The 26,887-nt window shown below is 71.5% G+C and carries 23 protein-coding genes and 2 pseudogenes; 13 read left to right on the top strand and 12 right to left on the bottom strand.

The window, feature by feature from the left end; genetic code table 11:
• From TR49_RS42470 to TR49_RS05525, 3 genes and pseudogenes are all read right to left on the bottom strand, one after another.
• Positions 1 to 543 (bottom strand): annotated as a pseudogene (locus tag TR49_RS42470) (glycine-rich protein); the annotation flags it as partial.
• A gap of 393 nt (positions 544 to 936) precedes the next feature.
• On the bottom strand, positions 937 to 1,737 hold the full coding sequence (locus tag TR49_RS05530; protein ID WP_052434031.1) for an HAD family acid phosphatase: 801 nt from the start codon (positions 1,735 to 1,737) through the stop codon (positions 937 to 939).
• A gap of 755 nt (positions 1,738 to 2,492) precedes the next feature.
• Positions 2,493 to 4,928 carry an ATP-binding protein gene (locus tag TR49_RS05525; protein ID WP_236653229.1) on the bottom strand — a complete coding sequence of 812 codons (2,436 nt, stop codon included), beginning with the start codon at positions 4,926 to 4,928 and terminating at the stop codon, positions 2,493 to 2,495.
• 189 nt (positions 4,929 to 5,117) lie between these two features.
• Here TR49_RS05525 and TR49_RS05520 point away from each other — a divergent pair, with 189 nt between their 5' ends.
• Entirely contained in the window at positions 5,118 to 5,573 is a 456-nt protein-coding gene (locus tag TR49_RS05520) for a carboxymuconolactone decarboxylase family protein (protein WP_042377668.1), read from the top strand.
• A 72-nt stretch (positions 5,574 to 5,645) separates the two neighbouring features.
• Positions 5,646 to 6,040, top strand: a pseudogene (locus TR49_RS05515) (phosphotransferase); the annotation flags it as partial.
• A 23-nt stretch (positions 6,041 to 6,063) separates the two neighbouring features.
• Here TR49_RS05515 and TR49_RS05510 read toward each other — a convergent pair.
• On the bottom strand, positions 6,064 to 6,777 hold the full coding sequence (locus TR49_RS05510) for a TetR/AcrR family transcriptional regulator (RefSeq protein ID WP_042377666.1): 714 nt from the start codon (positions 6,775 to 6,777) through the stop codon (positions 6,064 to 6,066).
• 71 nt (positions 6,778 to 6,848) lie between these two features.
• Between TR49_RS05510 and TR49_RS05505 the strand changes: the two genes are divergently transcribed.
• Entirely contained in the window at positions 6,849 to 8,339 is a 1,491-nt protein-coding gene (locus TR49_RS05505) for an FAD-dependent monooxygenase (protein WP_042377664.1), read from the top strand.
• Between the two features lie 31 nt (positions 8,340 to 8,370).
• Here the strand turns inward: TR49_RS05505 and TR49_RS05500 are convergent, their stop codons facing one another.
• A complete protein-coding gene (locus tag TR49_RS05500) occupies positions 8,371 to 8,745 on the bottom strand; it encodes a hypothetical protein (protein WP_042377655.1) in 375 nt (124 codons plus the stop codon).
• A gap of 413 nt (positions 8,746 to 9,158) precedes the next feature.
• Between TR49_RS05500 and TR49_RS05495 the strand changes: the two genes are divergently transcribed.
• From TR49_RS05495 to TR49_RS05485, 4 genes are all read left to right on the top strand, one after another.
• On the top strand, positions 9,159 to 10,955 hold the full coding sequence (locus TR49_RS05495; protein ID WP_042377654.1) for an alkaline phosphatase family protein: 1,797 nt from the start codon (positions 9,159 to 9,161) through the stop codon (positions 10,953 to 10,955).
• 77 nt (positions 10,956 to 11,032) lie between these two features.
• Positions 11,033 to 11,176, top strand: coding sequence for a hypothetical protein (locus tag TR49_RS43570; protein WP_160311542.1), 144 nt, complete (start codon positions 11,033 to 11,035; stop codon positions 11,174 to 11,176).
• A 107-nt stretch (positions 11,177 to 11,283) separates the two neighbouring features.
• Positions 11,284 to 11,658, top strand: a complete 375-nt coding sequence (locus TR49_RS05490; RefSeq protein WP_042377652.1) for a hypothetical protein — start codon at positions 11,284 to 11,286, stop codon at positions 11,656 to 11,658.
• A 10-nt stretch (positions 11,659 to 11,668) separates the two neighbouring features.
• Entirely contained in the window at positions 11,669 to 12,205 is a 537-nt protein-coding gene (locus tag TR49_RS05485; RefSeq protein WP_042377650.1) for a hypothetical protein, read from the top strand.
• A 211-nt stretch (positions 12,206 to 12,416) separates the two neighbouring features.
• Here the strand turns inward: TR49_RS05485 and TR49_RS05480 are convergent, their stop codons facing one another.
• Positions 12,417 to 13,193, bottom strand: a complete 777-nt coding sequence (locus tag TR49_RS05480; RefSeq protein ID WP_042377648.1) for an MBL fold metallo-hydrolase — start codon at positions 13,191 to 13,193, stop codon at positions 12,417 to 12,419.
• Between the two features lie 153 nt (positions 13,194 to 13,346).
• Between TR49_RS05480 and TR49_RS05475 the strand changes: the two genes are divergently transcribed.
• From TR49_RS05475 to TR49_RS05465, 3 genes are all read left to right on the top strand, one after another.
• A complete protein-coding gene (locus tag TR49_RS05475) occupies positions 13,347 to 13,958 on the top strand; it encodes a CGNR zinc finger domain-containing protein (protein WP_042377898.1) in 612 nt (203 codons plus the stop codon).
• 289 nt (positions 13,959 to 14,247) lie between these two features.
• On the top strand, positions 14,248 to 16,599 hold the full coding sequence (locus TR49_RS39650) for an ATP-binding protein (RefSeq protein WP_052434030.1): 2,352 nt from the start codon (positions 14,248 to 14,250) through the stop codon (positions 16,597 to 16,599).
• A 72-nt stretch (positions 16,600 to 16,671) separates the two neighbouring features.
• Entirely contained in the window at positions 16,672 to 17,172 is a 501-nt protein-coding gene (locus TR49_RS05465; protein WP_439654078.1) for an NUDIX hydrolase, read from the top strand.
• A gap of 109 nt (positions 17,173 to 17,281) precedes the next feature.
• Here the strand turns inward: TR49_RS05465 and TR49_RS05460 are convergent, their stop codons facing one another.
• Positions 17,282 to 18,322: an NAD(P)-dependent alcohol dehydrogenase gene (locus tag TR49_RS05460; RefSeq protein WP_042377644.1), complete on the bottom strand. Its 1,041-nt coding sequence runs from the start codon at positions 18,320 to 18,322 to the stop codon at positions 17,282 to 17,284.
• A gap of 223 nt (positions 18,323 to 18,545) precedes the next feature.
• A complete protein-coding gene (locus TR49_RS05455; protein ID WP_042377642.1) occupies positions 18,546 to 19,067 on the bottom strand; it encodes an AfsR/SARP family transcriptional regulator in 522 nt (173 codons plus the stop codon).
• 342 nt (positions 19,068 to 19,409) lie between these two features.
• Between TR49_RS05455 and TR49_RS05450 the strand changes: the two genes are divergently transcribed.
• Complete coding sequence (locus TR49_RS05450) at positions 19,410 to 22,394, top strand: AfsR/SARP family transcriptional regulator (protein WP_052434029.1); 2,985 nt, start codon at positions 19,410 to 19,412, stop codon at positions 22,392 to 22,394.
• A gap of 80 nt (positions 22,395 to 22,474) precedes the next feature.
• Positions 22,475 to 22,639, top strand: coding sequence for a hypothetical protein (locus tag TR49_RS43565; protein ID WP_160311541.1), 165 nt, complete (start codon positions 22,475 to 22,477; stop codon positions 22,637 to 22,639).
• A gap of 467 nt (positions 22,640 to 23,106) precedes the next feature.
• Here the strand turns inward: TR49_RS43565 and TR49_RS05440 are convergent, their stop codons facing one another.
• Positions 23,107 to 23,838 (bottom strand): SDR family oxidoreductase, encoded by a 732-nt coding sequence (locus tag TR49_RS05440; RefSeq protein WP_042377638.1) that lies wholly within the window; start codon positions 23,836 to 23,838, stop codon positions 23,107 to 23,109.
• A gap of 104 nt (positions 23,839 to 23,942) precedes the next feature.
• On the opposite strand from TR49_RS05440, the gene TR49_RS05435 reads away from it, so the two are divergent.
• Positions 23,943 to 24,434, top strand: coding sequence for an RrF2 family transcriptional regulator (locus TR49_RS05435; RefSeq protein ID WP_042377636.1), 492 nt, complete (start codon positions 23,943 to 23,945; stop codon positions 24,432 to 24,434).
• Positions 24,435 to 24,719: 285 nt separating this feature from the next.
• On the opposite strand, the gene TR49_RS05430 is transcribed toward TR49_RS05435, so the two are convergent.
• The 3 genes from TR49_RS05430 to TR49_RS05420 all read right to left on the bottom strand — a co-directional run bounded on the left by TR49_RS05430 (position 24,720) and on the right by TR49_RS05420 (position 26,851).
• Entirely contained in the window at positions 24,720 to 24,941 is a 222-nt protein-coding gene (locus TR49_RS05430) for a M55 family metallopeptidase (RefSeq protein ID WP_042377634.1), read from the bottom strand.
• Complete coding sequence (locus TR49_RS05425; protein ID WP_160311540.1) at positions 24,938 to 25,897, bottom strand: glycosylasparaginase; 960 nt, start codon at positions 25,895 to 25,897, stop codon at positions 24,938 to 24,940. Before TR49_RS05425 ends, TR49_RS05430 begins: the two co-directional genes overlap by 4 nt.
• A gap of 405 nt (positions 25,898 to 26,302) precedes the next feature.
• The gene (locus TR49_RS05420; RefSeq protein WP_042377629.1) at positions 26,303 to 26,851 is read right to left on the bottom strand and encodes a dihydrofolate reductase family protein; all 549 of its coding nucleotides are present in this window, start codon (positions 26,849 to 26,851) and stop codon (positions 26,303 to 26,305) included.
• Between the last annotated feature and the right edge of the window lie 36 nt (positions 26,852 to 26,887).

Below are 26,887 nucleotides of genomic sequence, written 5' to 3'. Positions count from 1 at the left end.
GAGGCGGGAATCGGTGGTGGTGAGGGGGGTCGTGCTGGGCTGGGTGCGGATGTCGGAGGCGCCGCCTCCGCCGGCGCCGCTGTTGGGGGCGGAACCGCCGCCGTTGAACCCGCCGATGCACGGCACCGATCCAACACAGCTCCCGGTGTGGACGGGAGCACCACCGACCTCGACGTACAACGTCTGACCGCCGCTCAGCCCCGACAGGGTGCCGCTCACGGCAGCGCCCCGCCCACCCGGGGCGCTGCCGAAGCTCAGAGCACCGGCCGCGCCGATGGCCGTCACCTGGACCGAGGACACCCCGCTGGGCACGCTGAAGGTCTGCTCGGCGCCGGTGGAGGCGAACGTGCAGGTGGTGGTGGGGCCGGACACCGTGCAGGTGCCCTGTGCGCGTGCGGTCCCCGACAGCGCCACCGGCGCGACGGCGGCGCAGAGCACGCCTGCCGCCACAGCCAGCGCCCGGCCCCGGCCGCCGCCCCGGGCAGCACCCTGCCAGGCGACGGGAACCCGCCGGTCGGTTGTCCCCGACAGTGAGAAGGTCACGATCAACTCCAGACGACGGAAGAAGGTCTCGGCAAGGATTCGCCTTCCGCCACTGTCGATCACACCGCCCGGGCCGTGGCCGCCCACCGAACTGACACACCGTCGCTTCACACCGGTGGACCCCACCCAGGGCACTCGGCAACGTCGGGGGAGAACCGTGCCGGTACAGGTCGCTGCCCGGCAAGAAGGCTCCCGCGCAGTCCATGACCTCGTCGCCGTCGAGCACGCCAGTGCGGTGTCGAGGTGGTAGTAGTCGGGGGGCAACTGTCGGACCGGCCGGGTACGTGCGGGCCGCCGCGTCCGACCTGTGCGGGGAGCTGGTCCCGGCGAGTGCCGGGACCAGCTCGTCGGGCGGGGGTCAGCGCCAGCTCCCGTGAGCGGGCGCGCGCCCGCTCACGGGAGGTAGTACATCGGGTTCGGCAGCTTGTAGGTCTGCTCCGAGTAGCCGCCGTTCAGGTCGCTGTACTGGTCGCCGAAGTTGGCGGTGATGTCCCAGCCCTGCGAGGCCAGGTAGGCGCGGGTGCCGGACTTGTACTGCGTGGTGGTGCAGGTCCACGTCGGGGTGGCGCAGGTGGCGAGATAGGTCGGCGGGTTCGTGGTGTTCTTGAGGAACAGGTGGCTGTCGTCCGCGTCGGGGTAGCCCTGGGAGGTCAGCTGGCGAACCGTGTCGGCACGCTGCGACTCGGGCCTTCCGGTGATGTAGAAGACGGTGTAGCCCTGCGTCCTGGCCCAGTTGGCAAGGTTGTTCATGCCGAAGACGGCGGGGAAGTTCTTGGTCGCGATGTACTGGGCGTTGCTGGCCGGGTTGTAGACGAAGGTCGTCTCGAGCTCGTAGTTGTAGGTGGACAGGGCGGTGTCGTCGACGTCCAGGACGACGGCGCGCTTGCCGCTGTGGTCGTGCTTGATCTTCTGCGCCAGGTACTTCTCGGCCTTGGCCTCGATGCCCTGGACCTGTATCGCGTAGTTGCTGCTCGGTGAGGCCCAGTGCTCGCCGTTGGCGTCCACTGTGTCGCCGTAGTACGCCTTGATCTCGTTGACCTCGTCGGTCATGTTGGTGATCTGCTTGTCGCTGGTCGGGACCCGGCCGCCGGCGAGTGCGAGGCTGCCGCCTCCCACCAGGGCGCCGACGGCCACCCCCACGGTGAGCGTGGCGAGGGTACGAGAGTGGGTCTTGAGAGTCCGTGCGCGCGCCAAGGCAGGCTCCTTTGCCGCAGAGGTCGTGGAAAAGTGACGAGGAGTCCGTTCTTACCCTTCGCACGAACTCTTTGTCTATGCGCGTGGACTGTTGCTGGATCAGAGCCACCGGAAACGGAAGGAGTCCTCGCATGCGTGACCCCTCACAACACATCCTCACCGGCGCTGTCGTCGTGGGAGTGTCCGTCGTCCTGCGGGGGGCCGATCGGGTACGGCCTCAACTCTCCTCCCCCCAAGGGATGTGGGATCTCCCCTGGTGAGAACGTCGTCGAGGGGTCGGCAGCCGAAGGCAGCCGGGCCCCTCGTGTCCTGCGCGGCCCCAGGAGCATCGGGTGGGACCGCCTGGCGGGTCGTGGCCTGGTGTGCGGCGGCGACCCGGGTAGTGATGGCGCTCAGCCCGGTGTCCGGCGTCGGCGCGGGCAAGCAGGGGAGGTGCGGTGGTCGGGGTTGTCCCGGATACCGCGAGGCCATCACTGACGAGCCTGGTGGCGGTGCGCCGCACGCCCTGACGGGCCACTCCGGGTCGGCGGGCGGCCCGGGCCAGGTCCAGCCCAGGAAAGCCCACCTCCGTCCGCTCACCCGGAGCGACCCGTCCTTCCGCAGGATCGCCCGGACGTCCGTCCTTCCTGCCCCAAGCACTGCCATGTCGCCATCTTCGGAGTCTGGAAGCCGACACCGACAGACTCCGCCGGGACGGGTCAGGGGCCGGGCGCGATCGCATCCCCGGCCGAGCCGCCGACCAGCGGCCAGGCGGCCTACCGCGGCTGGTCCTGCACCCCCTCCTGGAAGACACCGTGCCCTGACGCCCGGGGCGTGGGCTCCAGGAGGGCGGCGATGCCCTCCCGTGCCAGCGACTCCTGGTGGCGGAAGCCGAGCTCGGAGGCCAGTTCGAGGGCCTCGCGATGGAGGCGCAGGGCCTGGTCCGGCAGGCCGGCCAGGCGACACGTCTCGGCGTAGCCGTTCAGGAAGTGGATCTTCCAATGCTCTTCGAACAGCTCCTCCAGGAGCGCGAACGCGTCCCGGTGGCTGGCCAGCGCCTCCTCGTAGCGGCCCATGCGCCGCAGCGCGACCCCCAGGCAGTTGAGGCCCCACGCCTCGTTGTGCCGGTGTCCGTCCGCACGTGCCAGCGCCACCGCACGACGCAGGTGCTCGGTCGCCTCCTCCGGCTGGTCTGGGGCGATGGCCACACCAAGGGTGATCAGGGCCGTGAGCGCTGGAGGCCACGTCGGGTCGTCATGCGGCACGGCCAGTGCCTCACGGGCCAGCCGGGCCGCCCGCTCCTCGTCGCCCAGCTGCAGCAGCGCCCACGCCTCGCAGGCGGTCGCGTGAGCGCGGCCCGTGGGACTGCCGGCGGCAGCGTACAGTCGCGCCGCCTCGCGGAACCGCTCCAGCGGCTCCTCGACGTGCCCCTGATCCCACCGCAGGAACCCGCGACGCATCGTCAGCTCGGCCTGCGACCACACGTCGCCGGTCTCGGACATCAGTGTCGCCGCCGCATCGTAGGCGTCGGCGGCCTCCGCCATCCGGCCGGCGTTGTAGCGGGCGAAGCCCAGATCGCTGTGGGCCTCGGCCAGTTGCAGAGGGTCGCCGAGGCGTTGCGCTGCCGCCAGCGCCCGCTCGAAGAGGACGTTCAGGTGCGTAGTGCCGCACCTGCGCGCGAAGAACGCGCGCATGAACCGCGGCAGCTCGCATGCGTGGACGTCGGCACCGGTGGCGCACGCCGTCTCGAATGCGGCGACCAGGTTCTCGTACTCGGTGGCATACCACGCGTACGCCGCGTCCTTGCCGGTGAACCTCGGCGGCTCCATCGGGGCTTGGCCCGCGGTGACCGCGCGGCTGCGAGACTGGAACGGCATCGCGGCGTCGGCAACCGCGGCCGCATGGACGTAGTAGTCGAGCAGCCTTCGAAGCGCCCGCTCCCGGTCCGCGTCCGACTCCTGCTCCTCGCAGGCCCCGCGGGCATGCTGGTGCACCAGGTCGTGCATCCGGTAGCGGCCTGCCGTCGGCTGCTGGAGCAGGTGCGCGTCCAGCAGGTCCTCCAGCATCGTGCGGGCGCTGCGCGCAGACACCTGCGCCAGGGCGGCCGCCAGGTGTTCGTCGAAGGAGGACCCCGGCAGCAGGCCCAGCAGGCGGAAGAAGCGGCCGGTGGCCCGGTCCAGTTGACGGACCGACATCGCGAACGCCCTGTCGAACTCACCGATGCCGCCCGCCATCCGCTCGGCCAGAACGCCGACCGTCCAGCCCGGCCGGTGCCGCAGGCGGGCCCCGGCCAGGCGCAGCGCGAGCGGCAGCCGGCCGCACAGCCTCAGCACCTCAGCGGCCGCCTCCGTGTCGCGGGCCAGCCGTCCCTCGGGCCCGTCGGGCTCTCCGCTGGCGCGGGCCAGCAGCTGTGCGCTCTCCTGAGCGGTGAGCACGTCCAGGGACACCGGGGGCACCTCGTCGAGCCCCACCAGCCGGTTGCGGCTCGTGATCAGCACCACGGACGGCCCCGCGCCCGGCAGCAGCGGACGCACCTGCTCGGCGTCGGCGACGTTGTCGAGCACCACGACGGCCTTCCGTCGGGCCAACTCCGCGCGCCAGCAGGCAGCGAGCTGCTCGACGCCTGCTAGCGGGACCCGCTCGGAGGGGACGTCGAGGGCGGTGAGCAAGGATCGCAGCGCGGGATCCGCGCCCAGCGGCTCCCGGCCTGCGGTGTAGCCGTGCAGGTCCAGGTAGAGCTGCGCGTCCGGGTAGTCGTCGGCGAGGCGGTGAGCGGCGTGCACCGCCAGGCACGTCTTCCCGACACCCGCCATGCCGTCCACGACGACCACCCGGCTGCCGGCCACCGCGTCGAGCACGGCGGCGAGTTGAATGGCGCGGCCGGTGAAGTCGGGCACGTCGCGCGGCAGATCGTTACGCGGAGGGAAGTGCACCTGACGGCTGCTCTTCGGCGGGGCCGGGAGCGGGTTCGAGGTCCGCTCCCATACAGGGCGCAGCGGCCGCGGGTCGCGCTTGACCAGGCGGCACAGCGCGATCACGGCCGGCCAGGGCGGCACGGTCTGCCCGCTCAGGTACCGCGAGAGCGACGAGGAGCTGAGCCCGGTCTCGCGGGCGAGCGCCCGCAGGCCAAGTCCGGACAGCTCCTGCAACAGCCGCAGCCGCGCCGCGAGTTCGTCCTGCGGTTCGGGTTTTACCGCCCGCGGTTGCACCACCGTTGTCTCCCCCGCCTCCTGTTGTCCCGTCCCCGCGAAGATTTCCCGGGACGGACCCGCGCTGCTCAAGACCGTTCCAGCTGTCCCACGGTGTCCCACGCCCGTCGTCCTGGCAAGCGGATACGGCTGTCATGGAGTCACGCCCAGATCGGAACAGGGCGACAGACCACCAAGAGGAGCACACCGAAGATGCAGTCCCGTATGCAGAACCCCGCCGTCGTCCTGTCCGACGCCATGCAGCCGATCCAGCAGATCTTCAAGGCCGCGCACAACGCAGGGGTGGACGCGGCGACGCTGGAGCTGGTGCACCTGCGGGTCAGTCAGATCAACAGCTGCAGCGCCTGCGTGGACGCGGGCGCGAAGACGGCCCGCAAGGCGGGCGTCAGCGACGAGCGGCTGGCCACGGTCGCCGCCTGGCGCGAGACCCCCTACTTCACCGCCGCCGAACGCGCCGCGCTCGCCCTGGCCGAGGCCGCGACCCGCTTGGCGGACCGCGCGGACGCGGTCAGCGACGAGGTCTGGGACGCCGCCGCTACCCACTTCGACGAGAAGCAGCTCGCGGCGATCGTCCTGATGATCGGCGTCACCAACATGTTCAACCGTCTCAACGCCACGACCCGGCAGATCGCCGGCGCGTGGGGGTGAGCGGATCCGTCCCGGGTCGCGACGCGCCGGCGTCGCGACCCGGGACCCCGGCCCCCAGCCCCCAGCTCCACCGATTCCATCCGGGCGGTGTGGGAGGACGCGGTCGCGGCCCCCGCGTGGGAGGGCCCGCGGGTGTGGGTGCACGGGGACCTGCATCCCGCGAACGTCGTCGTCGCGGACGGGACACTGGCAGGCGTCGTCGACTTGGGCGCAGCCTTCGGAGGCGACCCGGCATAGGACCTCGCGGCCGCCTGGCTGCTGCTCCCCGCGGGCGGCACCGCCCGGTTCTTCGCCGGCTACGCGCGGCCGACGAGGCGGCGGTGCGACGGGCGCGGGGGCTGACCGCGATGAAGAGCCTGTTCCTGATGTCGCTGGGTCAGGCCGGGGACCGCTCACTGCCCGGCGGCAAGCCGAGCTGGGGGCCCGCAGGCAGACCGGCGCAGGATCGGGTCCTGCCGGGCGCCTGACGTCTTTGAACGGGGCGTATGGGTCAGCGCGGTGACAGCGTCGCTTCGACGCCGGCCAGGAGCACCGCCAGGCCCTGCTCGAAGCCCTGATCGAAATCCTGGAACATCTCGCCGCCCGCGGCCGCTGCGAGGGGGTAGTCCGCCAGGCGCTCCGCGCGGGCGTCGAGGTCGTAGCCGTCCGTGCCGTCGAACGGGTTGGGGCCCATCGCCTGTTCCTCGATGACGTAGCCGATGGTGTAGGTGTAGCCCGTGTACCAGGCCCGGCTGGCCGCCGCCACGCTGAAGCCCGCGCCGACCAGCAGGCGCTGGTTCGCGTCCAGGTTCGGCGCGTAGGAGCGGTCCGTGAAGCGGGCGCCGCTGTAGACGCGCGCGCCGTCGCGGTAGCGCAGCAGGTGGGCGCGCAAGGTGCGCATGGTGCCCAGGTAGGCGGGCCGCCAGTCCTGCTCGCCTGCCCTCTCCCCCGCCTCGGCCGGCGCTTCCGCCTCCGCCCGCACGGGCGCGGAGGGCTCCGTGAGGTGCGAGAGGTCCGCCGTCATCCGGCGCATGATCTCGGTCGCCATCTCGTCGAGCAGCGCCTGCTTGTCTTTGAAGTGCCAGTACAGCGCGGGCGCTTTGACGTTCAGTTCGGCGGCGATCGCGCGCAGGGTGACGCCTTCCAGGCCGAGCTCGCCGAGGAGCCTGAGCGCGGTGTCGGCGACCAGGCGCCGGTCGAGTTTCGCGGTTCGCTGCGGGGTCACGGTTGACAGTTTAACGCCGTTAAGGGCAGGCTCGGCAGCGCATCAACTTAACAACGTTAAGGAGACTCTCCATGGCAATCCCTCCCCCGGCTCCCCGCGCCGGCGCGGACCTCGACACGGACGTGCTCATCGTCGGCGCCGGCCCCACCGGCCTCACGCTCGCCGCCGACCTCGCCCGGCGCGGCGTCGACGCGCGCCTGGTCGAGCGGGCCGACGCGCTGTTCCCCGGCTCGCGCGGGAAAGGGCTCCAGCCGCGGACCCTGGAGGTTCTGGAGGACCTCGGGGTGCTGGCGGAGATCCGCGCCGTAGCCGGCCGCTATCCGGCGAACCTGTTCTGGAGGGACGGCGAACCCCAGCGCACGAGCCGCATGTACGACGAGACCGCGGAGCCGTCCGAGGCCGAGCCCTACCCCGTCACCTTGATGCTGCCGCAGTGGCGCACCCAGCAGGCACTTCACCGTCGGCTGTGCGAGCTGGGCGGCGCGGTCGAGTTCGACCGCGAGCTGGTCGCCCTGCGCCAGGACGCGGACACCGTCACGGCCCGGTTCGCCGACGGGACTGCGCTGCGCGCCCGATACCTGGTCGCCTGCGACGGCGGACGCTCGACGGTGCGCCGACTGGCGGGCGTCGAGATGTCCGGCGAGACGGTGGACCCCGACCTCATGATGGTCGCCGACGTCACGGTCACCGGCCTGGACCGCGACCATTGGCACGTCTTCCCGTCGGCCGACGCGTCCTCGGCCGACGCCGTTCCCGGCGCGGGACTGCTGGCGTTGTGCCCACTGCCCGGTGGCGAGCAGTTCCAGCTCGTCGCCCAGTTCGCCGAGGGGACCCAGCTCGACCTCACCCTGGACGGGATCCGACGCCTCGTCGCCCGGCGTTCGCACCTGGGCCGCGAGAGTGTCGTCGCCGTAGGCTGGGCCTCGGAGTTCCGCCCACGCGCGGCGCTGGCCGAGCGCTTCCGCACCGGGCGGGTCCTGCTGGCGGGCGACGCGGCGCACGTGCACTCGCCGGCCGGGGCCCAGGGGCTGAACACCAGCATCCAGGACGCCTACAACCTGGGCTGGAAGCTGGGCTCGGTCCTGGCCGATGCGGCCGCGGACTCCTTGCTCGACACCTACGAGGAGGAGCGGCGGCCCAACGCGGCGCGGATGCTGGAGCTGTCCACCCGGGTACACCGGGGCGAGGCCCGCCGAGGCCGGGCCACCCAGCAACTGGACCTGGGCTACCGGGAGTCGTCGCTGGCGGCCGAGACCCGCGCCGACCTGGACCCGCAGGCCCTGCGGGCCGGCGACCGGGCACCCGACGGGCGCCACGGCGGCGTCCGCCTCTTCGACGCGTTCGCCGGGCCGCAGTGGACGCTGCTCACCGTCGGGCCCCTGGGGCTGAGCGCTGACGAGGCGCTCGGCGGAGCCGACGTCCGCAGGATCCGCATCCCGTCCTACCAGGCGTACGGGGACGGTGTCTTCCTCGTGCGCCCGGACGGCTACGTGGGCTGGGCCGGGGCGACCGGCCAGGGTCTGAGCGAGTACGCCGCGCGCGTGGGACTGTCGGGTCACTGATCGGCCGCGACCGAGCGGGAGTGCCGCCGGGCTAGAGGTCGGCGCAGAGGAAGGTGGTCCGGGCCGTCGCGGTGGCGCCGGAGGAGTCGGTCACGGTGACCTGCACGGTCGCGTGCTGGCCCTCGTTGCACATGCCCCAGCCGTCGTCGGGGCTGATGTAGCCCAGGAACGTGGCGTAGGCCACGCCGCTGAAGGTGTAGGTGTAACTGCCGGTCCCCCCGCTGGCCCAGGCACTGCAGTCGAACTGGTCGACGTTCACCTTGCCCGGCATCAGGCCGTCGTCCGTACAGGCCCCGACACCGAAGCCGGCCGTCAGGGGTGTGCTGGCGTGGGCCGGGGTGGCGACGCCGAAGGTGGCCAGTGCGAGGAGCAGTGGAGCGGCGAGGCGTGCGGAGAGCTTGGACATCGGGACTCCTTTTTGATCCGGGGTACGGACTCAAGTGCGGTGTCTGGATGGTAACTTGACGCTGGTGAGCGCGACTTGACTGTGCACGGTCGACCGGATCGGGATCAAGCCGAAGTCCGCAAACTCGCGTGAAGCTACGGCCGGAAAGGTAGTCACCCGCACGCGGCTCGGCCGGCCGCGGGCGAAGACCTCGGCGCGGTGAAGCCAGGCCGAGAGACGCAGGTGCGAGGTGGGCCGGATCAGGGTCCGGTGCCCGGTCGCGGCAAGCGCTCGCGAGGTCCCGCGACATCCGGACGTCGCCTGAAAGCTGTCTGATGGACACTCACTTTTCCTCGTGGGCCCGCCTGGGCGATGAATCATTCTCGCGCACAGCAATGTGCGACTTCACTGGCTCGACTTGTAGGGAGAGCACGATGCCCAAGTACACCCGTCCGGCCTTGGTCGGGCTGGCTACGGCGACGGCAGCCGCGCTGTGTGGGCTTCCGGCACTGAATGCCAGCGCTGAGGCAGCCGCGTCCGCCGGCAAGCACGTCCTGCTCATCTCGGTCGATGGCATGCACCAGAGTGATCTCGACTGGTATATCGCCAACCACCCGGGCTCGACGCTTGCCAGACTGACGCACACCGGCAGCGAGTACACCCATGCGGAGACGTCCAACCCCTCGGACTCCGACCCGGGCGGCACCGCGCTGATGACCGGCGGCAACCCCAAGTCCACCGGTGTGTACTACGACGTCGAGTACAGCCACAAGACGGACGAGGCGGGCGCCGCCTGCACCCCTGGGCGGCCGGCCACCGGTGGTGACGTCATCTACGACTCGCCGGACGACGCGCTGGCGAACGTCGACGACTTCATCAACCCGGCGAACGGCACCTTCCCGTCGTTCGACGAGAACGGTTCGGTCTTCCCCCGGGGTGTCGACACCGACCCGGCCGCGATCATGAACCTGAAGTTCGACCCGAAGACGTCGCTCAACCCGAAGACGTTCCCCGTCGACCCCAAGACCTGCAAGCCGATCACCCCGTGGGACTACCTGGGCGACAACACGATCTTCCAGGTCATCCACAACGCCGGACTGCGCACCGCGTGGTCCGACAAGCACGAGGTCTACGCGTCCTTCAACGGTCCCGGCTCGAACGGCCAGAGCATCGACGACCTCTTCTCGCCGGAGATCGACTCACAGGCCGTCATGCCGAACGGCGTCCCGTACCCGCAGGATGACGACTGGGCCCACATCGACGCCGCCACCAAGCAGTACGACGGCTACAAGGTCCAAGCCGTCCTCAATGAGATCGGCGGCCGCGACCACTCGGGCAAGACCAGGGTCGGCACCCCGGCCATCTTCGGCATGAACTTCCAGACCGTCTCGGTCGCTCAGAAGATCCGCTCGACCCCGACGACGCTGATCGGTCCGGACGCCCATGGCAACTACACCACCAGCGCTCCGGAACCGGGCGGCTACCAGTGGGTGCAGGACAAGCTCGTCCCCGGACCGGTGCTCTCCAGCGCGCTCGACTACGTCAACACCCAGCTCGGCCGCATGGTCGCCGCCATTCACAAGGACGGCCTCGCGGGCTCGACGACGATCATTGTGACGGCCAAGCACGGTCAGTCCCCGCAGGACCCCAACAAGCTCGTCACCGTCCAGGACGGCCCGATCATCAGCGCGATCAACGCCGCCTGGGCGAAGACGCATCCGGGCAACCAGAGCCTCATCGTCGCCGGAACCGACGACGACCTGTGGCAGTCCTACCTCTCGGACAACTCACAGGCCGCATGCGACTTCGTCAAGAGCTACCTGTGGGACCACACCGCGCAAGGCTACGACGTCAACAAGAAGCCGGTCACCGTTGCGCACTCGGGCCTGGCACGGATCTGGGCCGGCGCATCCGCCGCGCACTTCTTCGGCGCTTCGGTCCACAACGGCCAGTCCCCGGACGTCTTCGGCGAGGTCCAGGAGGGCATCGTCTACTCGAAGCCGACCAAGCTGGCCGAGCACGGCGGCATGAACACCGGTGACCGACACGTCCTGATGATCGTCGACGGCCCGGGCATCCCGGCCCAGGTCGAGTCCGCCTCGGTCGAGACCACCCAGGTCGCCCCCACGATCCTGTCCGTCCTGGGGCTCAACCCGCGCAAGCTGACGGCCGTCAAGGTCGAGGGCACGCAGGCCCTTCCCGGCCTCGATGAGCACCCGCGGGGCCACTGACCCGGCGCCGCTACGCGCCAGTTGACTGGCAGCACCCCAACGGGAGGCCGGGGCCGATCCGCCCCGACCTCCCGTGCATGCCGATGATCCGGACCCGGCCCCGAGCCGGCCCCGCCGGCACCCGCGGGCCCAACCCCGCAGCGCTGCTCCCCCACACCAGCGCCGACACCAACGCGGCCGCGCTCACGGACGCCGCATCACAGCCGTGGCTGTTGCAGTAGTCACTTCGCACACACGACCGATCACATGAACGCACCACCAAGCGCAATAGAGGTCACTTTCGTCAAGCCGGCAAGGCTGCGTTCCCCCTCTCCGTAGGGTGCCGCACATGCCAAACCTGGATAGCGCACTCAAGGACGCCATGGCCATCGACGGCGCCGTTGGCGTTGCCATCGTCGACTACAACAGCGGAATGGCCCTGGCAACCCTGGGCAGCAGCCCCGACCTGGACCTGAACGTCGCCGCGGCCGGCAACACCGAAGTCGTCCGCGCCAAAATGCGCACCATGGAGATGCTCAACCTCCACCACGAAGGGATCGAAGACATCCTGATCACCCTGGGCGGCCAGTACCACCTGATCCGCCCGATGACCGCCAAGGGCAGCCAGGGGCACTTCGTCTACCTCGCCCTCAACCGTTCCCGCGCCAACCTGGCCATGGCCCGGCTGCGTCTGCGCCAGATCGAGGACAACCTGGTCATCTGACCCTTCCAGGATGCGAGAGAACCGGCTCGTGGGCTCCTCCCCCGTCCTGTGGACGCCGAACCTGACGACCGGGCCGGTCACCTCGTTCGCCGATGCGTTGGAGCGCGCCCTGGACGTGCCCGGGGTCGTGGCCGTGGTACTCGGAGACCTGACCCGCGGCGGTGCCCTCGCCCTGGCCCAACATCCCGACTACCCCGTCGGCTTCGCCCATCAGTCGGCCTACGCCGCTCTGGCCTACGCCCGAGCCGCACCCCCCGACGGCGAAGTCCCCGACGAGCTCGTCCTCACCGGCGCGCACCACGTGTCGCTGCAGCACACCAAGTCCCTGCCCACCGCCACCGGCCACGCCTTCGTCCATCTGACCCTGCGACGCCCCGAGGCCAACCTCGCGCTCGCCCGCCTCGGTCTGTCGCCGATCCTGGACGGCCTGCCCGCCCTGGTGGCCCAACGCCGCCCCTCCCCCACCCCACCGCCGACCGATCCGCCGCCCGGTCAACGGCGCCGCCTGCTCGACCGGCTTCGCCCCCGGCGCCGCCCCGACACGTGAACCTTCGCAGGTGCTCGGATGAGCAGCATGCGGCTTGCGAGCGCCCGCGTGTTGGCAGATCGTCCCGCCGTCGCCGCCCGGCACGGCTCCCGTGCCGCATCGCAGCGCCGTGGGCAGGGCACGCGGGCCGTCGGCACGACCGGCGGGCCGGGCCCTTGGAAAGCGGAAGATGCGGACGACGCGGCGTCAGCCGGGCGCGGCTCGGCGGACGTCAGACGAGGCGGTCGGCCAACCCTGCGGCCTCGAACGCGGCCACGATCTCGTCCCGCCCCTCGGTGAAGTGCGCCCAGCTGTCGTGGTGGACGGTGACGACCCGGCGCGCGCCCAGGATCCGTGCCGCCTGGGCCGCCTGCTCGCTGTCGAGCACCAGCGGTTCGCCGCCGAAGAGGACGGGGAACCGCGGCGCGCCCGCGAACAGCACGGCCGTGTCCACCGGGGCGTACCGGGCGGCGATCTCCCCGACCGCCTCCAGCGAGGCGTTGTCGCCGCTGACGTAGACGGTCGGCAGGCCCTCGCCGGTCAGCACGAAGCCGGTGACCTGTCCGGTGAACGGCTCGACCTCCTCGCGCTTGCCGGGGCCGTGGATCGCCGGCACGCCGGTCACGGTGACGGTGCCGCCGTCGGGGCGGTCGATCGTGACCTGCTCCCAGTCCCCCAGGCCCTTCGCTGTGCCGCCGAGGCGCTGGGCGCCGCTGGTGGTGGTGAGGGTCAGCGCGACGTCGGCCAGCAGGGCCCGGCCGCTGCGGTCGAGGTTGTCGGCGTGTTCGTCGTGGGAGAGCAGGACCACGTCGATCCGCCCGAGCTGGGCGGGCTGGGCGGCGGACGAAGCCGTCTTGGTCAGCAGCGGCCGACCGGGGTTCTGGTAGTCGCCGGGCTCGTCGAAGGTCGGGTCGGTGAGGAAGTGCAGGCCACCGTACTCGAAGGACGCCGTGGGCCCGCCGAGGACGCGCACGGGGAGCTGCTGCTCGGCACTGTGGGAGGAAGCCATGGAACACCACTCTCATGGATGGATTCGGTTGATCCGTGAGGAGATCGTAGGCAGGTTCTCACGGATGGCGCAAGCAGTACCATGAGAAGCATGCAGCCGATCGCCGCCACCGCGTCCGGGCCGGAGCCCGCGCAGCCGCTCACGCCCGGGAACATGGCACAGCCCGTGTTGGAGCCTGCGCGGGACACGGCGGATGCTGCGCCCGAGCCCGCTCCCGGCGCAGACGTCTACCTGGCACTCGACTTCGCCAACAGCGCCCTCGCGCTGCCTGGCGGCCACGTCATCGACCTCCTCGGCACGCCGGACAGCGCGAACCAGTGGCTCACCATGCACGGGCTCGCACCCGACGACGCCGGCATCAGGGAGATGTGCGCCGCCCAACTGCGGTCGCTGCGCGAGCAGATCAGGGCGCTGCTCGCCGCCCGGGTGGAAGGCGTGCCGGCGCCGCCCACAGCCCTCGCGGCGGTCAACGACGCGCTGGTGCGCAGCCCCGCCATCGCCCTGCTGCACTGGGACCGGAGCACCGGGCCCTACCGGGCCACCCCGCATCCGACGACACAGATCCTCGAACACGCCCTGGCGGCCCTCGCCGAGAACGCCGCCGAGCTCCTGACCGGCCCTGACGCCGACCGACTCACCGCCTGCGGCTCCCCTCCCTGCACCCGCTACCTGCTGCGCCACGGCCGCCGCCAGTGGTGCTCGACCCGCTGCGGCGACCGGGCACGAGCCGCCCGCGCCTACGCCCGCCGCACACAGCAGGCCTGACGACCGCGGCCTTGCGGACAGTGCTGCGATGGTGAGCCCGCGTCGGACACCGATGCACCGGCTGACCGTCAGGGAGACATAGGCACCAAGGGACTCGGCACGATGACCGCCCCCACGGCGTGCCCCGGCACGCCCGCGCCGAAGAGGGGCAGGCGTCGGGGACGTGAGGGAACCTCGGTGGTCGTCGCCGTCTCGATTCCCGTACGAAACTGCGCACGCTCCGCTCCTAGAATCCTGTCGGCAGGGGCACCGTTCGCATGGGGGCGTCGTGGGGGAACAGCGGGACGGTATGCCCGATCCGGACAGGGCCGAGGATCTGGCCGGGTTCGTCGGTCTGCTGGACGAGTTGCGCGCCTGGGCGGGGATGCCCTCGTACCGGGTGCTCGCCAAGCGGGTGGGCGCGCAACTGCGGCCGGCCCGCGACGTCTCACCGAGCACGATCGTGGACCTGTTCAAAATGGGCCGGCGTCGCCTGGACCTGGACCTCGTGGTGGCGATCGTCCGCGCGCTGGGGGCCGACGCGCCCACCGTGGCTCGCTGGCGACAGGCGTGCGTGCGGGTCCATGCCGAGGCCAGGACCGGGGGCACCTCGGGAGTGCTGCGGCAGTTGCCCGCCGAGCTGGCCACCTTCACGGGTCGGGAGCGGGAACTCGGCGAGCTGCTCGCGCAGGCGGTGGGATCCGTGAGTGGTGCGCGCCGCAGCACCGTGGTGATCTCCGCCATCGAGGGCATGGCCGGGGTGGGCAAGACCCAGCTGGCCGTCCATGCGGCTCACCGCCTGGCTGCCGAGGGCCACTTCGCCGACCTGCAGCTGTATGTGAACCTGCGCGGCTTCGACGCGGAGCGCCCTCCGGCGGATCCGGCCAGTGTCCTGGAAGCCTTCCTGCGTCAGCTCGGGATCCCGTCCCAGCGGATCCCAGCCGACGTCGACGAGCGTGCTGCCCTGTTCCGGGACCAGCTGCACGATCGCCGGGCGCTGCTGCTGCTGGACAACGCGGCGGACGAACGCCAGGTACGCGATCTCATCCCGGCCGGAGGAAACTGCCTGGTGCTCGTCACCAGCCGCCGTCGCCTGACGGGGCTGGACGGCGCCTGGCCGATCGTCCTGGGCACCTTCACCGACGACGAGAGCACCGAGCTGCTGGTCCGGATCGTCGGGCCGGACCGGGTCCGGGCCGAACCGCGGGCGGCAGCCGAGCTTGTGAGGGAATGCGGCGGCCTGCCACTGGCGGTCGCGATCGTCGCCGCACGCCTGAGGTCGCGTCCGGCGTGGAAGCTGGCCGATCTGGTGCGTCACCTGCGGACGGATCCGGCTGTGGGGCTGCGGGAGGGGAACCGGTCGCCCTGGCCGGTGTTCCGCCTGTCCTACGACGGACTTCCCGGCGCGGCCAGACGTGTGTTCCGGCTCCTGGCGGCCCATCCGGGCCGTGACGTCACCGTGGGGTCGACCGCGGCCCTGGCCGGGCTCGACGCCGGCCACGCCCATCTGATGGTGGAGCTCCTGGCTGACGAGCACCTGCTTCAGCCGAAGGAGTTCGGCCGCTACGAGATGCACGACCTGCTACGGGTCTTCGCCCGGGAGGTGTTGCTGGCGGAGGAGCCGGCCGCCGCACGGGATGCGGCGGTCTCCAGACTGCTGAAGTGGTACGCGGTCGTCGGCGTGGCGGCACAGCGCGCGGTCAGGCCGGACCTGCACTCGCTGATGCCGCCTTCCGAGTGGACTGCCCACCCTGCTGTGCACTTCGGCAGCGAGGCGGAGGCCATGACGTGGGCGGAGCGGGAGGTGACGAATCTTCTGGCCGCGGTCAATCTGGCCCATGGCCACGGTGATGCGCTGATGTTCTCCCGCCTCTTCGCGGCGGTCGCCTGGTACCTCGGGATCGAGCGCCGCTGGCACGAGGTGCTGGCCGTCGGCGAGGCCATGCTCAAGACCGTCCCGGACGCCCGGGACGAGGCTGCGACCGCGTGGCTGCGCCTCGGGATGGCCGCCGCCCTGGAGGAGACGGGCCGACCCGAATCCGCTGAGCCCCACCTCGTCGCGGCGCTGGACACGTATCGCCGGCTCGGGGACCACAACGGGCAACTGGCCGTGCTCAACCGCTCCGCGTCCTGCGCTTCCAGGGCAGGACGACAGGACGCGGCGTTCACCTTCGTGGCCGAGGCCCTGTCCATCGCCCGCCTGTCCGAAGACTGGACCGCCGCAGCCAAGATCCTGAACAGTCGAGCCATAAGCCATCATCAGCTCCACCGTCCGCAGGAGGCCTTGAAGGACCTGGAAGAAGCCCTCTCCTGTTCCCGCTCGGGCAACAACGGCCAGCTCGTCGCGACCCTGATCCGCAACCTGGGATTCACCTACCTGGTGCTCGAGGACCACATCGAGGCGGAGGCTCGGTTCGCCGAGGCCGGGACCCTGTTCCACAAGCTCGGAGACACCTTCCGCCACGCCGAATCCCTGCACGGCGCGGCCCGGGCTCTGTACGGCCAAGGACGCGTCGCCGAAGCACGCCGCAGCGCCGCACGCGGCGACGACGTCCTGGGCGGCGCTGCTGACGCGTCGGCCGGGCATCAACGGCGAAGGCTGGAATCCTCACCGCTGCGGTACATCGAGTCGGCGGCCATCGAAGGAACAGCGCGGGCATGAGCCAGTGCGGGCGACACCGCACCGACCAGCCGAGAAAGGGCGTTGTCAGTGGGTTCTGCCAGGGTGTGCTTCGTGGATGAGCTGGTGGAGCGGGTCGACTGTCACGATCGTGTCCTGGGGGTGGTCACCCGTCGGCAGGCCGTCCGGGAGGGTTGGCTGCATCGAATCGCCACGACGGTGTGCAGGGACGGGCGTGGCCGGATCCTCGTCCATCGGCGGGCGGACCACCAGTCGCGCTTCCCGGGGCACTATGAGGTCATGGCGGGCGGCGCCGTGAACGTCGGCGAATCCTACGAACAGGCTGCCGCGCGGGAGCTGGCCGAAGAGCTGGGCATCCGTTGCCTGCCGCGCTTGCTGTTCACGGTCATCAACCGCAGCGGCTGGAGCCCTCACTGGCTCGGCGTACATGAAGCCGTGATTCCTGATGCTGTGGTCCCCGATCCCGATGAGATCGCCTGGCATGACTGGCTGACCGAGTCGGAGCTTCACTCGGCCCTGTCGAGGTGGCGCTTCACTCCCGACAGCCAGGAAGTCTTCAACCGGTATCTCGCGTTCCGAACCGCGCGGTCCTGACCTTTCCCGCCTCGGCGATCGGGCTCCTCAGCCCAGGGGAACAGCGGGTGCGGCACGGAACGGCGGAGACGGCGCGGGGTCCTTTCGCCGTGCGCGCCCGCGTGGCTCCTCAGTCGATGGTGGCGGTGTCGATGACGAAGCGGTAGCGGACATCGGAGGCCAGGACCCGCTCGTAGGCCTCGTTGATCTGGTCGGCGGAGATCATCTCGATGTCGGCGACGATGCCGTGTTCGGCGCAGAAGTCGAGCATCTCCTGGGTCAGGGCGATGCCGCCGATCATGGAACCGGTCAGTACGCGCCGGGCGCTGCCGAGCAGGAAGCCGTCGACGGTCAGCGGACCGGGGGCGGCCCCGACGTTGGCGAGGACACCGTCCACGGTGAGCAGGCCGAGGTAGGCATTGAGATCGAGGTCGGCGCTGACAGTGTTGACGATCAGGTCGAAGCGCCGCGCGAGTTCGGTGAACGTGCCTGGGTCGGATGTCGCGTGGTAGTGGTCGGCGCCGAGGCGGCGGCCGTCCTCCTGCTTCTTCAGCGACTGGGAGAGCACCGTGACTTCGGCGCCCAACGCATGGGCGATCTTGACGGCCATGTGGCCGAGGCCGCCGAGCCCGACGACCGCCACCTTCTTGCCGGGACCGGCTCCCCAGTGGCGCAGCGGGGCGTAGGTGGTGATGCCCGCGCACAGCAGCGGAGCCGCGGCGGCCGCATCGAGGCTGTCGGGCACGGACAGCACGAAGTCGGCGTCGACGACGATGTGGGTGGAGTAGCCGCCCTGGGTGGTGGTGCCGTCGTGGTCGGTGAAGGCGTACGTGAAGACCGGGCCTTCGGTGCAGTACTGCTCGTCGCCCCCGAGGCACGGGGCGCACCGGCCACAGGAGTTGACCAGACAGCCGACCCCGACGCGGTCACCCGCCCGGTGCGCGGTGACGTCTGCGCCGACCGCGGTCACGGTGCCGATGATCTCGTGGCCGGGCACGACGGGGAAGGGCTGCGGGCCCCACTCGCCCCGGACGGTGTGGATGTCGGAGTGGCAGATGCCGACATACCGGATGGCGATGAGGACGTCGTTCGGCCCCACGGCACGGCGTTCGATGGTGGTCGGGGCCAGCGGCAGGCCGGCGGCCGGGGCGGCGTAGGCTTTCACACGCATGGGCTGGTGTTCCTCGATGGGGTGTGTCGACCTGCGCGAGCAAGATCTCGCCCGCCCACCGTATGCGTCGGCCTCGCGTCCGGCGCGACGATTCGCCGGTGTCGGACGCCCGTCCACTCGAACAGCCCTCCCCCTTATGCCTGGGATCAGCGAGCGCGGACCCGGTCGGCTCCCCTGAGCACCCCCCCGAGCGCCCTGGGGAGCCGATCCCGGTTTCCGCCGCTCAGCGGCGGAGCATGCGCAGGCGACGGAGCATGACGGAGGCTTCGTCATGCAGATCCCAAAGCCTGGTCCGCTCCCACTCCGCGAACGGCCCGGGGACGCCCTGCAGGGGGGCGCCACGCCACCGCCCGAGGGCGCCGTCCAGCAGCGATTCGGCGGCGTCGGGGTCGATCCCCATCAACACCCGCGCGTCGCCGATGCTGTGCTCGAAGGCGATCGCGTCCACCAGGCCGGGGTCGATCCCCAGCCGGTAGCCGCCGCTGGTCGACTGCAGGGCGCCCCCGTCGCCCGTGCGGCGCAGGAGGCGCTGCACGGGCGCGACGTGCACGTGCAGCTCCTCCTCCAGGGGTCCGGCCTCCCCCGCGACCGGACCCACGATCCCCTCCACCAGTTCCACCACGGACACCTCCATGCCGGCCCGCAGGGCCAGCATGGTCAGCAGCGCCTGCTGCACGGGTGTCCCGGGGAACAGCGGGCAGCCCCGGTCCCACGCACGCACCGGACCGAGCAGTGAGACCTCCACCCCGCGCCTTCCCTGTCCGGCGACCCCCATGGCAACCGGCCGGGTCCAGGGCGTGCGGGCCGCGTCACGGCCGGCTCCGGCCGTACTCGACGTGGTCCTGGTGCGAGGGAGTTGGAGGATGCTGCTCGTCATGGTCCTGTTCGCTCTGCGTCGTCGCGGGACGGTCCCCTCCTCGGGGCTGCCACGACAGAGCCTGGCAGGGCCCGATACACAACGGATCAACGCCGGGAAGCCGTGCGGACGGGGTATTCCTTCGCACGCTGGTGCTACCCTCCGAGGCGCAGTAGGGGGAGGGGAGCAGTCGTCGCCGGTGGACGCGCACGGATGACCGGGGGACACCTTATGTCCGGGTCGGGAGGTTCAGCGGGCAAGGAGCTGGAGTTCGCCCTGCTCGGCGAGGTCGTGGTGCGGCGCGACGGCGACCCGCTCAACGCCGGTTCCCCGCAGCAGCGCGCCGTGCTGGTCCGCCTGCTGCTCGCGGAGGGCATGGCTGTTCCGGCGCAGGAGCTGGTGGACGCCATCTGGGGTGAGGACTCCCCCGCCCGCGCCGTCGGCACGGTCCGCACCTACGTCTCCCGGCTGCGCACCCTGCTCGCTCCCGAGGCCGCCGGCCGCGACCGGGTCGGGGTCCTGGTCTCCGTCGGCGACGGTTACGCGCTGCGGCTACCGACCCGCAGCACCACGGACGTGGGCGAGTTCGAGCGGCTGGCGGAGGCCGGCGCGGCCGCCCGCACCGCCGGGGACGCGCCACGCGCCGCGACCCTGTTCGCCCAGGCCCTGGCCCTGTGGGGCGGCGAACCGCTGGCGGGCGTGCCCGGCCCGTTCGCCGAGCGGGAACGCGACCGGCTGGTCCAGGCCCGACTGAGCGTGCTGGAGTCCTTGGCCGGCGCGGAGGCCGACAGCGGCAACGACGGCCAGGTGCTGGCCCTCCTCGGCCCGCTGGTCGCCGAACACCCGCTGCGCGAACGGCCGCGCGCCGCGTTGATGCTCGCCCTCTATCGCAGCGGCCGGCAGGCTGAGGCGCTCACCCTCTTCGACGCGGGCCGACGGCTGCTGATCGACGAGCTGGGCATCGAGCCGGGACCGGAGCTGACCGATCTTCACCGGCGCATCCTGGCGGGTGACCCCGGCCTGCTGGCGACCGAGGGCGGGCGGGCGGCGGACTCCGCTCCCGAGGAGCCGGAGCCTGACCCCGTCCCGGCGCAACTGCCCAGCGACACACTCGACTTCACCGGGCGTGCCGCGCTGGTCGAGAGCATCTGCCACTCGCTGGTCACCGCCGCCGAGCGCTCCGCCGTCACCCTGCACGGCCTCTGCGGCATCGGCGGCGTCGGCAAGACCACTCTGGCCGTCCGCATCGCCCACCGCGTCCGCGCCGTCTTCCCCGACGGCCAGCTCTACGCCGAGCTCAGCGGCACCTCCCCCAGCCCGGCCGACCCGGCGGCCGTGCTGGGCGACTTCCTGCTCGCCCTCGGCGTCCCCGCCGCCCAACTCCCCGACGCCACCGCGCAGCGCGCCGCGCTGCTCCGCTCGCGGCTGGCCGACCGGCGGGTGCTGATCGTGCTGGACAACGCGCGGGACGCGGCGCAGATCCTGCCCCTCATCCCCGGCACTCCCGGCAGCGCGGTCCTGGTCACCAGCCGTGCGCGGCTGGCGGGCATCCCCGGCGCGCTGCTCACCGAGCTCACCGCACTGGAGGAACTGGAGGCGCTGGAACTCCTGGCGGCCGTAGCCGGCTTCGCCCGGGTGGCGGCGGAGGGCGCGGCGGCCACCGAGCTGGTCGCGGCCTGCGCGCACCTCCCGCTTGCGGTCCGCATCGTCGCCTCCCGCCTGGCCACCCGGCCCCGCTGGACCGTGGCCTCGCTGCTGGACCGGCTCCGCGACGAACAACAGCGCCTCGCGGAGCTGCGGGTCGGGGACCTCGCCGTCGAGTCCACCTTCGAGCTGGGCTACCGGCTGCTGAGCGAACGGCAGGCGTGGGCGTTCCGGCTGCTGTCCATCCCCGCCGTCTCCTGGTTCTCGCTCTCCTCAGCCGCGGCGGTGCTGGAACTGCCGCCGGAGGAGGCCGAGATCCTGACGGAGTCGCTGGTCGACTCCGGACTCCTGGAGACCGAGACCGCGGGCCGCTACCGCTACCACGACCTGGTCCGCGTCTTCGCCCGTGCCCGGGCACGTGCGTCCGAGCCGGAGCAGGTGCGATCGGCGGTGGTACTGAGGCTGCTGGAGCAGCAGCTGGAGTACGTCTGCGCGGCCTGGCGCGCCGCCAACGAGCGGGCCCCGCTGAGCTGGCGGCTCCATCCGCCGCGTCCGGGCAAGGACGACGAGGCGACGCGCTTCGGCGACGCCGCGCTGGAATGGGTCACCCTGCGCGGCGACCGCACCGTTCTGCACGAACTCGCCGGACAGGTCCTGCGCGTCGAGCCGCGCCTCGGTATGCGACCCCTGGTCGACCTGCTGCTCGCCTGGGTCTGGCTCTTCGAGGACGAGTCGGCGGGCCCCGGCCTGCGCGACATCCTCCCCGCCGCGACGCTCGCCGCGGAACGCACCGAGGATCCCCGCGCCCTCTCCCGGCTCCGCTATCTCACCGGCCTGCGCCAGTCCCTGGCCGGCCGGGTCGCCGAGGCGGAGTCGGAGTTCCGCGCGGCGCTGCGACTGCTGCCGGGCGACGAGAGCCTGGAGATCCGCTACACGTTGGTCGCAGAACTGGCGGTGAACCTCAACGCCGCCGGCCGCGCCGAGGAGGCGCTGAAGCACTTGCGGCTGGCCCGCGGCCTCGCCGCCCAGCTGGGCAACGTGGCCGACGAGGCCCGCCTGCTCGGCAACATCGCGCGCGGGGAACTCACGGCGGGCCGACCGGACTCGGCCCGGCACGCTGCCGAGGAGGGCCTGGCGACCGCGCTGACCTCCGGGAGCAGCAGGTCGGAGGCGGACGCCCGCTACCAGCTCGGCATCGTGCTCAGCAGTTCCGGGGACACGCCTACGGCGGTGGCGCACTTCGCCGAGGCCCTCTCGCTCTACCGGGCCCAACAGCGCCTCGGCCTGGAGGCGTTGGTCCTCGCCCGGCTGGCGCACTGTCGGCTCGACCTGGGCGACGCCCGGTCCGCCCGGGAGCTCGCCGCCAGGGCCCTCGACCTGCTGGACGGGTCCGAGCTGCACTACCACCTGTCGCTGGCGCGGTGGGCGATGGGACGGGCGTTGCTGGCTCTCGGCGACGGGCGCGGGGCGGCGGACCAGTTGACCCTGGCCAGGGACGGCTTCCAGCGGCTGGGCGCTCCGGAGGCGTCCGAGGTCAGGGACGTGCAGCTGGTCGCTGGCCTTGTTGATTGAATGTTGACTCTCACCCGCGAAGATATGCCCCGGCCGAGCACGCCTCGGTCGCCCGACTTGAGCACCTTGAGAGGAACATCATGAGCACGCCGGAGCAGCCGCAGCAGTCCGACTCGACCGAGGCCGTCGCGGCTGACCTGTCTCGCGCGAACGACGTCGTCGCGGTCGACCCCACGGCGGACCCGACCGCCCCGCCGCGCAAGCCTGGCACGGTCAGCCCCAACGAGGTCCGCACCCAGCCCTGACCAGCACGCGGCACCTCCGACGCCCGGCGCACCCGCGTCCGGGCGTCATGTCGTTCGCGAGTCGCCGACTCGCCCCGCGGTGTTCTCGCCGACAGCGCTCGCACCGGGGCAGCACACCCGCGGGACCCGGGGGCCGCTCCAGCGCCGCCCTCGCCCGCGGCCACAACGTCAGACCTCGGGCCGGCCCACGCCAGCAGCCAGGGTCGCGAGCGTTTTTTCCCCCGAAACGCCGGCACCATACCCAGCGATCAACCCACGACCCGGCCCGCCGGCTCCGGCACGGGTCTCAGCGAGGCCGAACAGCACAGGTCCGCCGTCGAACGCGGATCGTCCCCGCACCTACCCGGGCCACGAGGAGGACGTGTCCATCCTCAAGCACGAGTTCTTCGTCGAACGGATCGAGAAGCTCTCGCACATGATCCGACGTCAGTTGTGCCTCGCGCTGCCCCTCGCCCCCCGGCGGGCCGTCAGCCGTTGAGCCAGTCCTCGTAACGGGTCGGCGCCAGGCGGGTGCCGGGGCGCGGGATGAGGACGTCGCCGTGGACGGCGGCGAACAGGCCCGCCTGGTCGTCGACGACGACAGGGCGCCGGTCGCCTCGCGCAGCCAGCGTCATGCGGCCGATCTCGTCGAGGGTGAACCTGTCGGGGCCGGCGATGTCGAGGATCCCACCGAGCGGCGTGCCGGTGGCCACGTCCGCGAGGGCGTCGACGACATCGCGGCTGGCGATCGGCTGCAGCGGCGTGGCGGGCAGTCGCACCGCGGCCTCGTCCGAGGTCCACGACATGGTCGGCTCCATGAACTCGAAGAACTGCGTGGCGCGCACGATCGAGTAGGGCGTCGGACCGCCGCGCAACAGCGTCTCCTGGAGCGCCTTGCCACGGTAGTAGTCCAGTTCGGGGACCTGATCCACGCCCACGATGGACAGAACCACCTGGTGGCGCACACCGGCCCGCTCGCCCGCAGCCAGGAGGTTGCCCACCGTGGTCCGGAAGAACTCGATCGACTGCTCGTCGAACGTCGGCGAGTTGCTCACGTTCACCACTGCCTCCGCGCCGACGAGCGCGGCGTCGAGGCCTGTCCCGGTGAGCAGATCGACACCGGAGGACGGTGACGCGGCGGTCACCTCGTGGCCTCGTGCGGTCAGCTCGGCGGCGAGCTGTGAGCCGATGAGCCCGGTGCCGATGACGGTGATCTTCATGGTGCGCCTTCCCTCGTGGGACGAGCCGAGCCCCCTGCAAACTCGGATAACTTATATCCGAGATATTACTCGGATATCCTTTGTCCGAGTCAAGTGGAGGTGGCATGAAACTGTCGGGTGGCGTGGAGTGGGCGCTGCACTGCTGCGTGGTGCTGACCGCAGCCGGTGATCCGGTGCCGGCGGCTCGGCTGGCCGCGCTGCACGACGTGTCGCCGAGCTATCTGGCGAAGCAGATGCAGGCGCTGTCGCGCGCGGGCCTGGTCCACTCGATCCAGGGCAAGACCGGCGGCTATGTCCTCACCAAGAAGCCCGAGCAGGTCAGCCTGCTGGACGTGGTGCAGGCCGTCGACGGGGCGCGCCCCGCGTTCGTCTGCACCGAGATACGTCAGCGCGGGCCACTGGGCACGCCACCGGAGCAGTGCACCAAGCCGTGCCCCATCGCCCGAGCGATGGGAGCCGCCGACGCGGCTTGGCGCGCGTCGCTGGCCGCCGTCACGATCGCCGACCTCGCGGCAGCGGTGCAGGGCGACAGCGGCCCCGAGGCCCTGCCGAGGATCGGCGCCTGGCTGAACGCGGACCCTGATGACCAGCCTTAATGATCACTCCGCACCCCTGGGCCACAACGGCTGCGCCCTCCGGCACGGCACCTCGCTCACGCCGGGCTTCACAGACGGGCGGATCCCTGGGCGGGCGGGCACCCTCGTCCGTCGCGCCAACGACCTGACGTCGCCGGGCGAGAGCGGTGGTGCGGGGCACCACCGGACCGCACAGGCCGGAAACGAGACCCGAAGCCGTGACGGAACCCGCCCCGCCTCCCCGGACCACGGACACGATCCGCGTCGCCGGACGCGGAACGAACGCAGGCCGGTCCGGGCACCGCGTCATGCGGAGGGGCTTGTGACGTCCCGACAGGTATCGGGTTCCGGGGGAAGTTCGTCCGAGCGGAGGTTGGCCACCCGGCCATGGGAGTCGTCGACGAGGAACTCGGTGGCTCCGGCGTCACGCGCGCCTTCGATCACTGCGCTGACCGCCCCTTGCAGCAGGTGGCGGTCGTACGGGTAGTCGGCGCCGGTGAGGCGGCGCCGCTCCCGGTAGATCTTCACAACGCCACCCTCGGGTGCAGTTCCGGTTCGGTCGAGTCGAGGGTCATCACCGCGTAGACGCTGCCCTCCTGTCCGGCCGCGCCGCCGTGGCGGCCGTCGGGGGTCAGTGCAAGGGCGCGCAGTTCGGCACGGAACTCGTCCGGGAGGGCGGCGGTGTCGGCCAGGGCGAGTCGGCAGGCGTCGGCCGGCTCGCTGCCGCGTGCGAGCAGGTCCACGATGGTACGGGCGGTGCCTCCGCGCATGCTGAGTTCACCTCGTCCGGTGCACGCCGCTCCGCCTCCGCGCAGGTCGCTCCAGTTGCCGGCGCCGGGGATCGCGGAGTCGCCGACGCGCCCTGGGTACTTGAAGGGATAGCCGGAGGTCGACACGCCGACGCAGAGTTCGCCGGAGGTGTCCAGGGCCATGATGTTGATGGTGCCCCAGGGGCCCTCGTGCGGGGCGAGTCGGCGGACCAGGTCGAGCGCGGCCTCCCGGTAGCGTCGGTCGCCCGCGACCGCGGCGGTGTTCTCTCCCTCGACCGAGTCACCCGCCCGCTGCCCGGCTTCCGTCAGCTGACCGCGCCAGATCCGGCGCGCGTCGTCGGTGAGCAGCTCGGCACGGGCGAAGCCGTTCTCCGCCGCGAACAGCTCCGCGCCCGGGCCCACCAGCAGACAGTGCTGGGGCAGACGCTCCATCACCGCCCGTGCGACCGAGATCGGGTTCGGGTACCCGCGCATGGCCGCGACCGCACCGAAGCGACGGTCGGAACCGGTCATCACCGAGGCGTCGAGTTCGACCTCGCCCCGGGCGTTCGGCAGTCCGCCCGTTCCCACGTAGTGGTCGTCCGGGTTGTCCTCGCAGCGCCGCATCGCGGCTTCGACGGCGTCAAGGGCCGACCCGCCTCGGCGCAGCACCTCGACTCCGACCGGCAGACCCACCTCACTGCGCTCGCTACCGATGATCACTGGCTCGGCCACAACCACTCCCGTTGGGGTTCCGTCGCGCGCTTCCGCAAGCACCTTTGCATGAGGGTGGCCCTGGTCGTGAGAGGGCATGGGCCGACCGTCTTCCAGCGGCGCAACGGTTGGTCCTGTTCCGGGTGGCGTGGGCCGGGTGACCGGGGTGGTCCTGCCTGCGGATCCGAAGCTGCCTGTGGTCCACCTTCGGCGATGTGATGATGTACGCGCAAACAGCGTGTAACGTACTGACTCGTCCCTGTCACCACGGCAGCTCCGAGGGGAAGAGGAGCAGCCGTTGCCTTGCCCTGGGGCACGGCTTCCGGGGCCGTCGCGGTCTGTGGGGGACCGTGCATCGGCCCCGGAAGCCCCCAACCCGCTCCGGCGCCGGTGCGGTTCGCCGGCCCCGCGCTTCGCCCCGGATCGTCAGACCGTGCTCTGCCTCACGACGCGGTAGTCGGCGAGCAGATAGCCGGTCGGTGACATCTCGCTTCGGATCGGTTCGAGCCTGATCGGCGGCAGACCGTCGAGGAGTCGTCGTCCGCGGCCCGCGATCCTCGGCGCGATCACGAGCCGGAGCTCGTCGACGACGTCGGCAGCCAGCAGCGCCTGCGCGACCGAGATGCTCGCGTGGACGCCGACGTCGCCTCCGGGCTGCCGTTTGAGCTCCCGGACGAAAGCGACCAGGTCGCCGTCGATCGCGGTCGCGTGGGGCCAGTCGAGGTCAAGGGGCGTCGAGGTCGCGACGTGCTTGGCAACCCCGTTGATGAACGCCGCGAACGGCTGGATCCGGCTGTCGGGCCAGTACTGCGCCCACTCGGTGTAGCTGCGCCGGCCGAGGACGACCGCGTCCTGGGTCGCGATCACGGCGGCGAGATTGGCCTCCATCGCGCCGTCCCAGTCCGCGAAGAAGCTGCTCGGCTCCTCGGCGACCCCGTCGAGGGACAGCAGCTCGTACACGACGATCTTTCGCACGCCTCGTACCTCCGATCGGTCCCGATGCTACTGGGC

The sequence above is a fragment of the Streptacidiphilus melanogenes genome (assembly GCF_000787835.1).
Classification (GTDB): Bacteria; Actinomycetota; Actinomycetes; order Streptomycetales; family Streptomycetaceae; genus Streptacidiphilus; species Streptacidiphilus melanogenes.
The sequence above is the reverse complement of the archived record's forward strand: the minus strand, read 5'-3'. Positions and strand labels throughout refer to the sequence as shown.

What these genes read in the sequence shown, in the direction of transcription:
- TR49_RS05520 (WP_042377668.1), top strand. Translation starts at nt 5,118, where the DNA reads ATGCAGTCCCGTATGCAGAACCCCGCCGTCGTCCTGTCCGACGCCATG.
- TR49_RS05505 (WP_042377664.1), top strand. Translation starts at nt 6,849, where the DNA reads ATGGCAATCCCTCCCCCGGCTCCCCGCGCCGGCGCGGACCTCGACACG.
- TR49_RS05500 (WP_042377655.1), bottom strand. Translation starts at nt 8,745, where the DNA reads ATGTCCAAGCTCTCCGCACGCCTCGCCGCTCCACTGCTCCTCGCACTG.
- TR49_RS05495 (WP_042377654.1), top strand. Translation starts at nt 9,159, where the DNA reads ATGCCCAAGTACACCCGTCCGGCCTTGGTCGGGCTGGCTACGGCGACG.
- TR49_RS43570 (WP_160311542.1), top strand. Translation starts at nt 11,033, where the DNA reads ATGCCGATGATCCGGACCCGGCCCCGAGCCGGCCCCGCCGGCACCCGC.
- TR49_RS05490 (WP_042377652.1), top strand. Translation starts at nt 11,284, where the DNA reads ATGCCAAACCTGGATAGCGCACTCAAGGACGCCATGGCCATCGACGGC.
- TR49_RS05485 (WP_042377650.1), top strand. Translation starts at nt 11,669, where the DNA reads ATGCGAGAGAACCGGCTCGTGGGCTCCTCCCCCGTCCTGTGGACGCCG.
- TR49_RS05480 (WP_042377648.1), bottom strand. Translation starts at nt 13,193, where the DNA reads ATGGCTTCCTCCCACAGTGCCGAGCAGCAGCTCCCCGTGCGCGTCCTC.
- TR49_RS05475 (WP_042377898.1), top strand. Translation starts at nt 13,347, where the DNA reads ATGGCACAGCCCGTGTTGGAGCCTGCGCGGGACACGGCGGATGCTGCG.
- TR49_RS39650 (WP_052434030.1), top strand. Translation starts at nt 14,248, where the DNA reads ATGCCCGATCCGGACAGGGCCGAGGATCTGGCCGGGTTCGTCGGTCTG.
- TR49_RS05460 (WP_042377644.1), bottom strand. Translation starts at nt 18,322, where the DNA reads ATGCGTGTGAAAGCCTACGCCGCCCCGGCCGCCGGCCTGCCGCTGGCC.
- TR49_RS05450 (WP_052434029.1), top strand. Translation starts at nt 19,410, where the DNA reads ATGTCCGGGTCGGGAGGTTCAGCGGGCAAGGAGCTGGAGTTCGCCCTG.
- TR49_RS43565 (WP_160311541.1), top strand. Translation starts at nt 22,475, where the DNA reads ATGAGCACGCCGGAGCAGCCGCAGCAGTCCGACTCGACCGAGGCCGTC.
- TR49_RS05440 (WP_042377638.1), bottom strand. Translation starts at nt 23,838, where the DNA reads ATGAAGATCACCGTCATCGGCACCGGGCTCATCGGCTCACAGCTCGCC.
- TR49_RS05435 (WP_042377636.1), top strand. Translation starts at nt 23,943, where the DNA reads ATGAAACTGTCGGGTGGCGTGGAGTGGGCGCTGCACTGCTGCGTGGTG.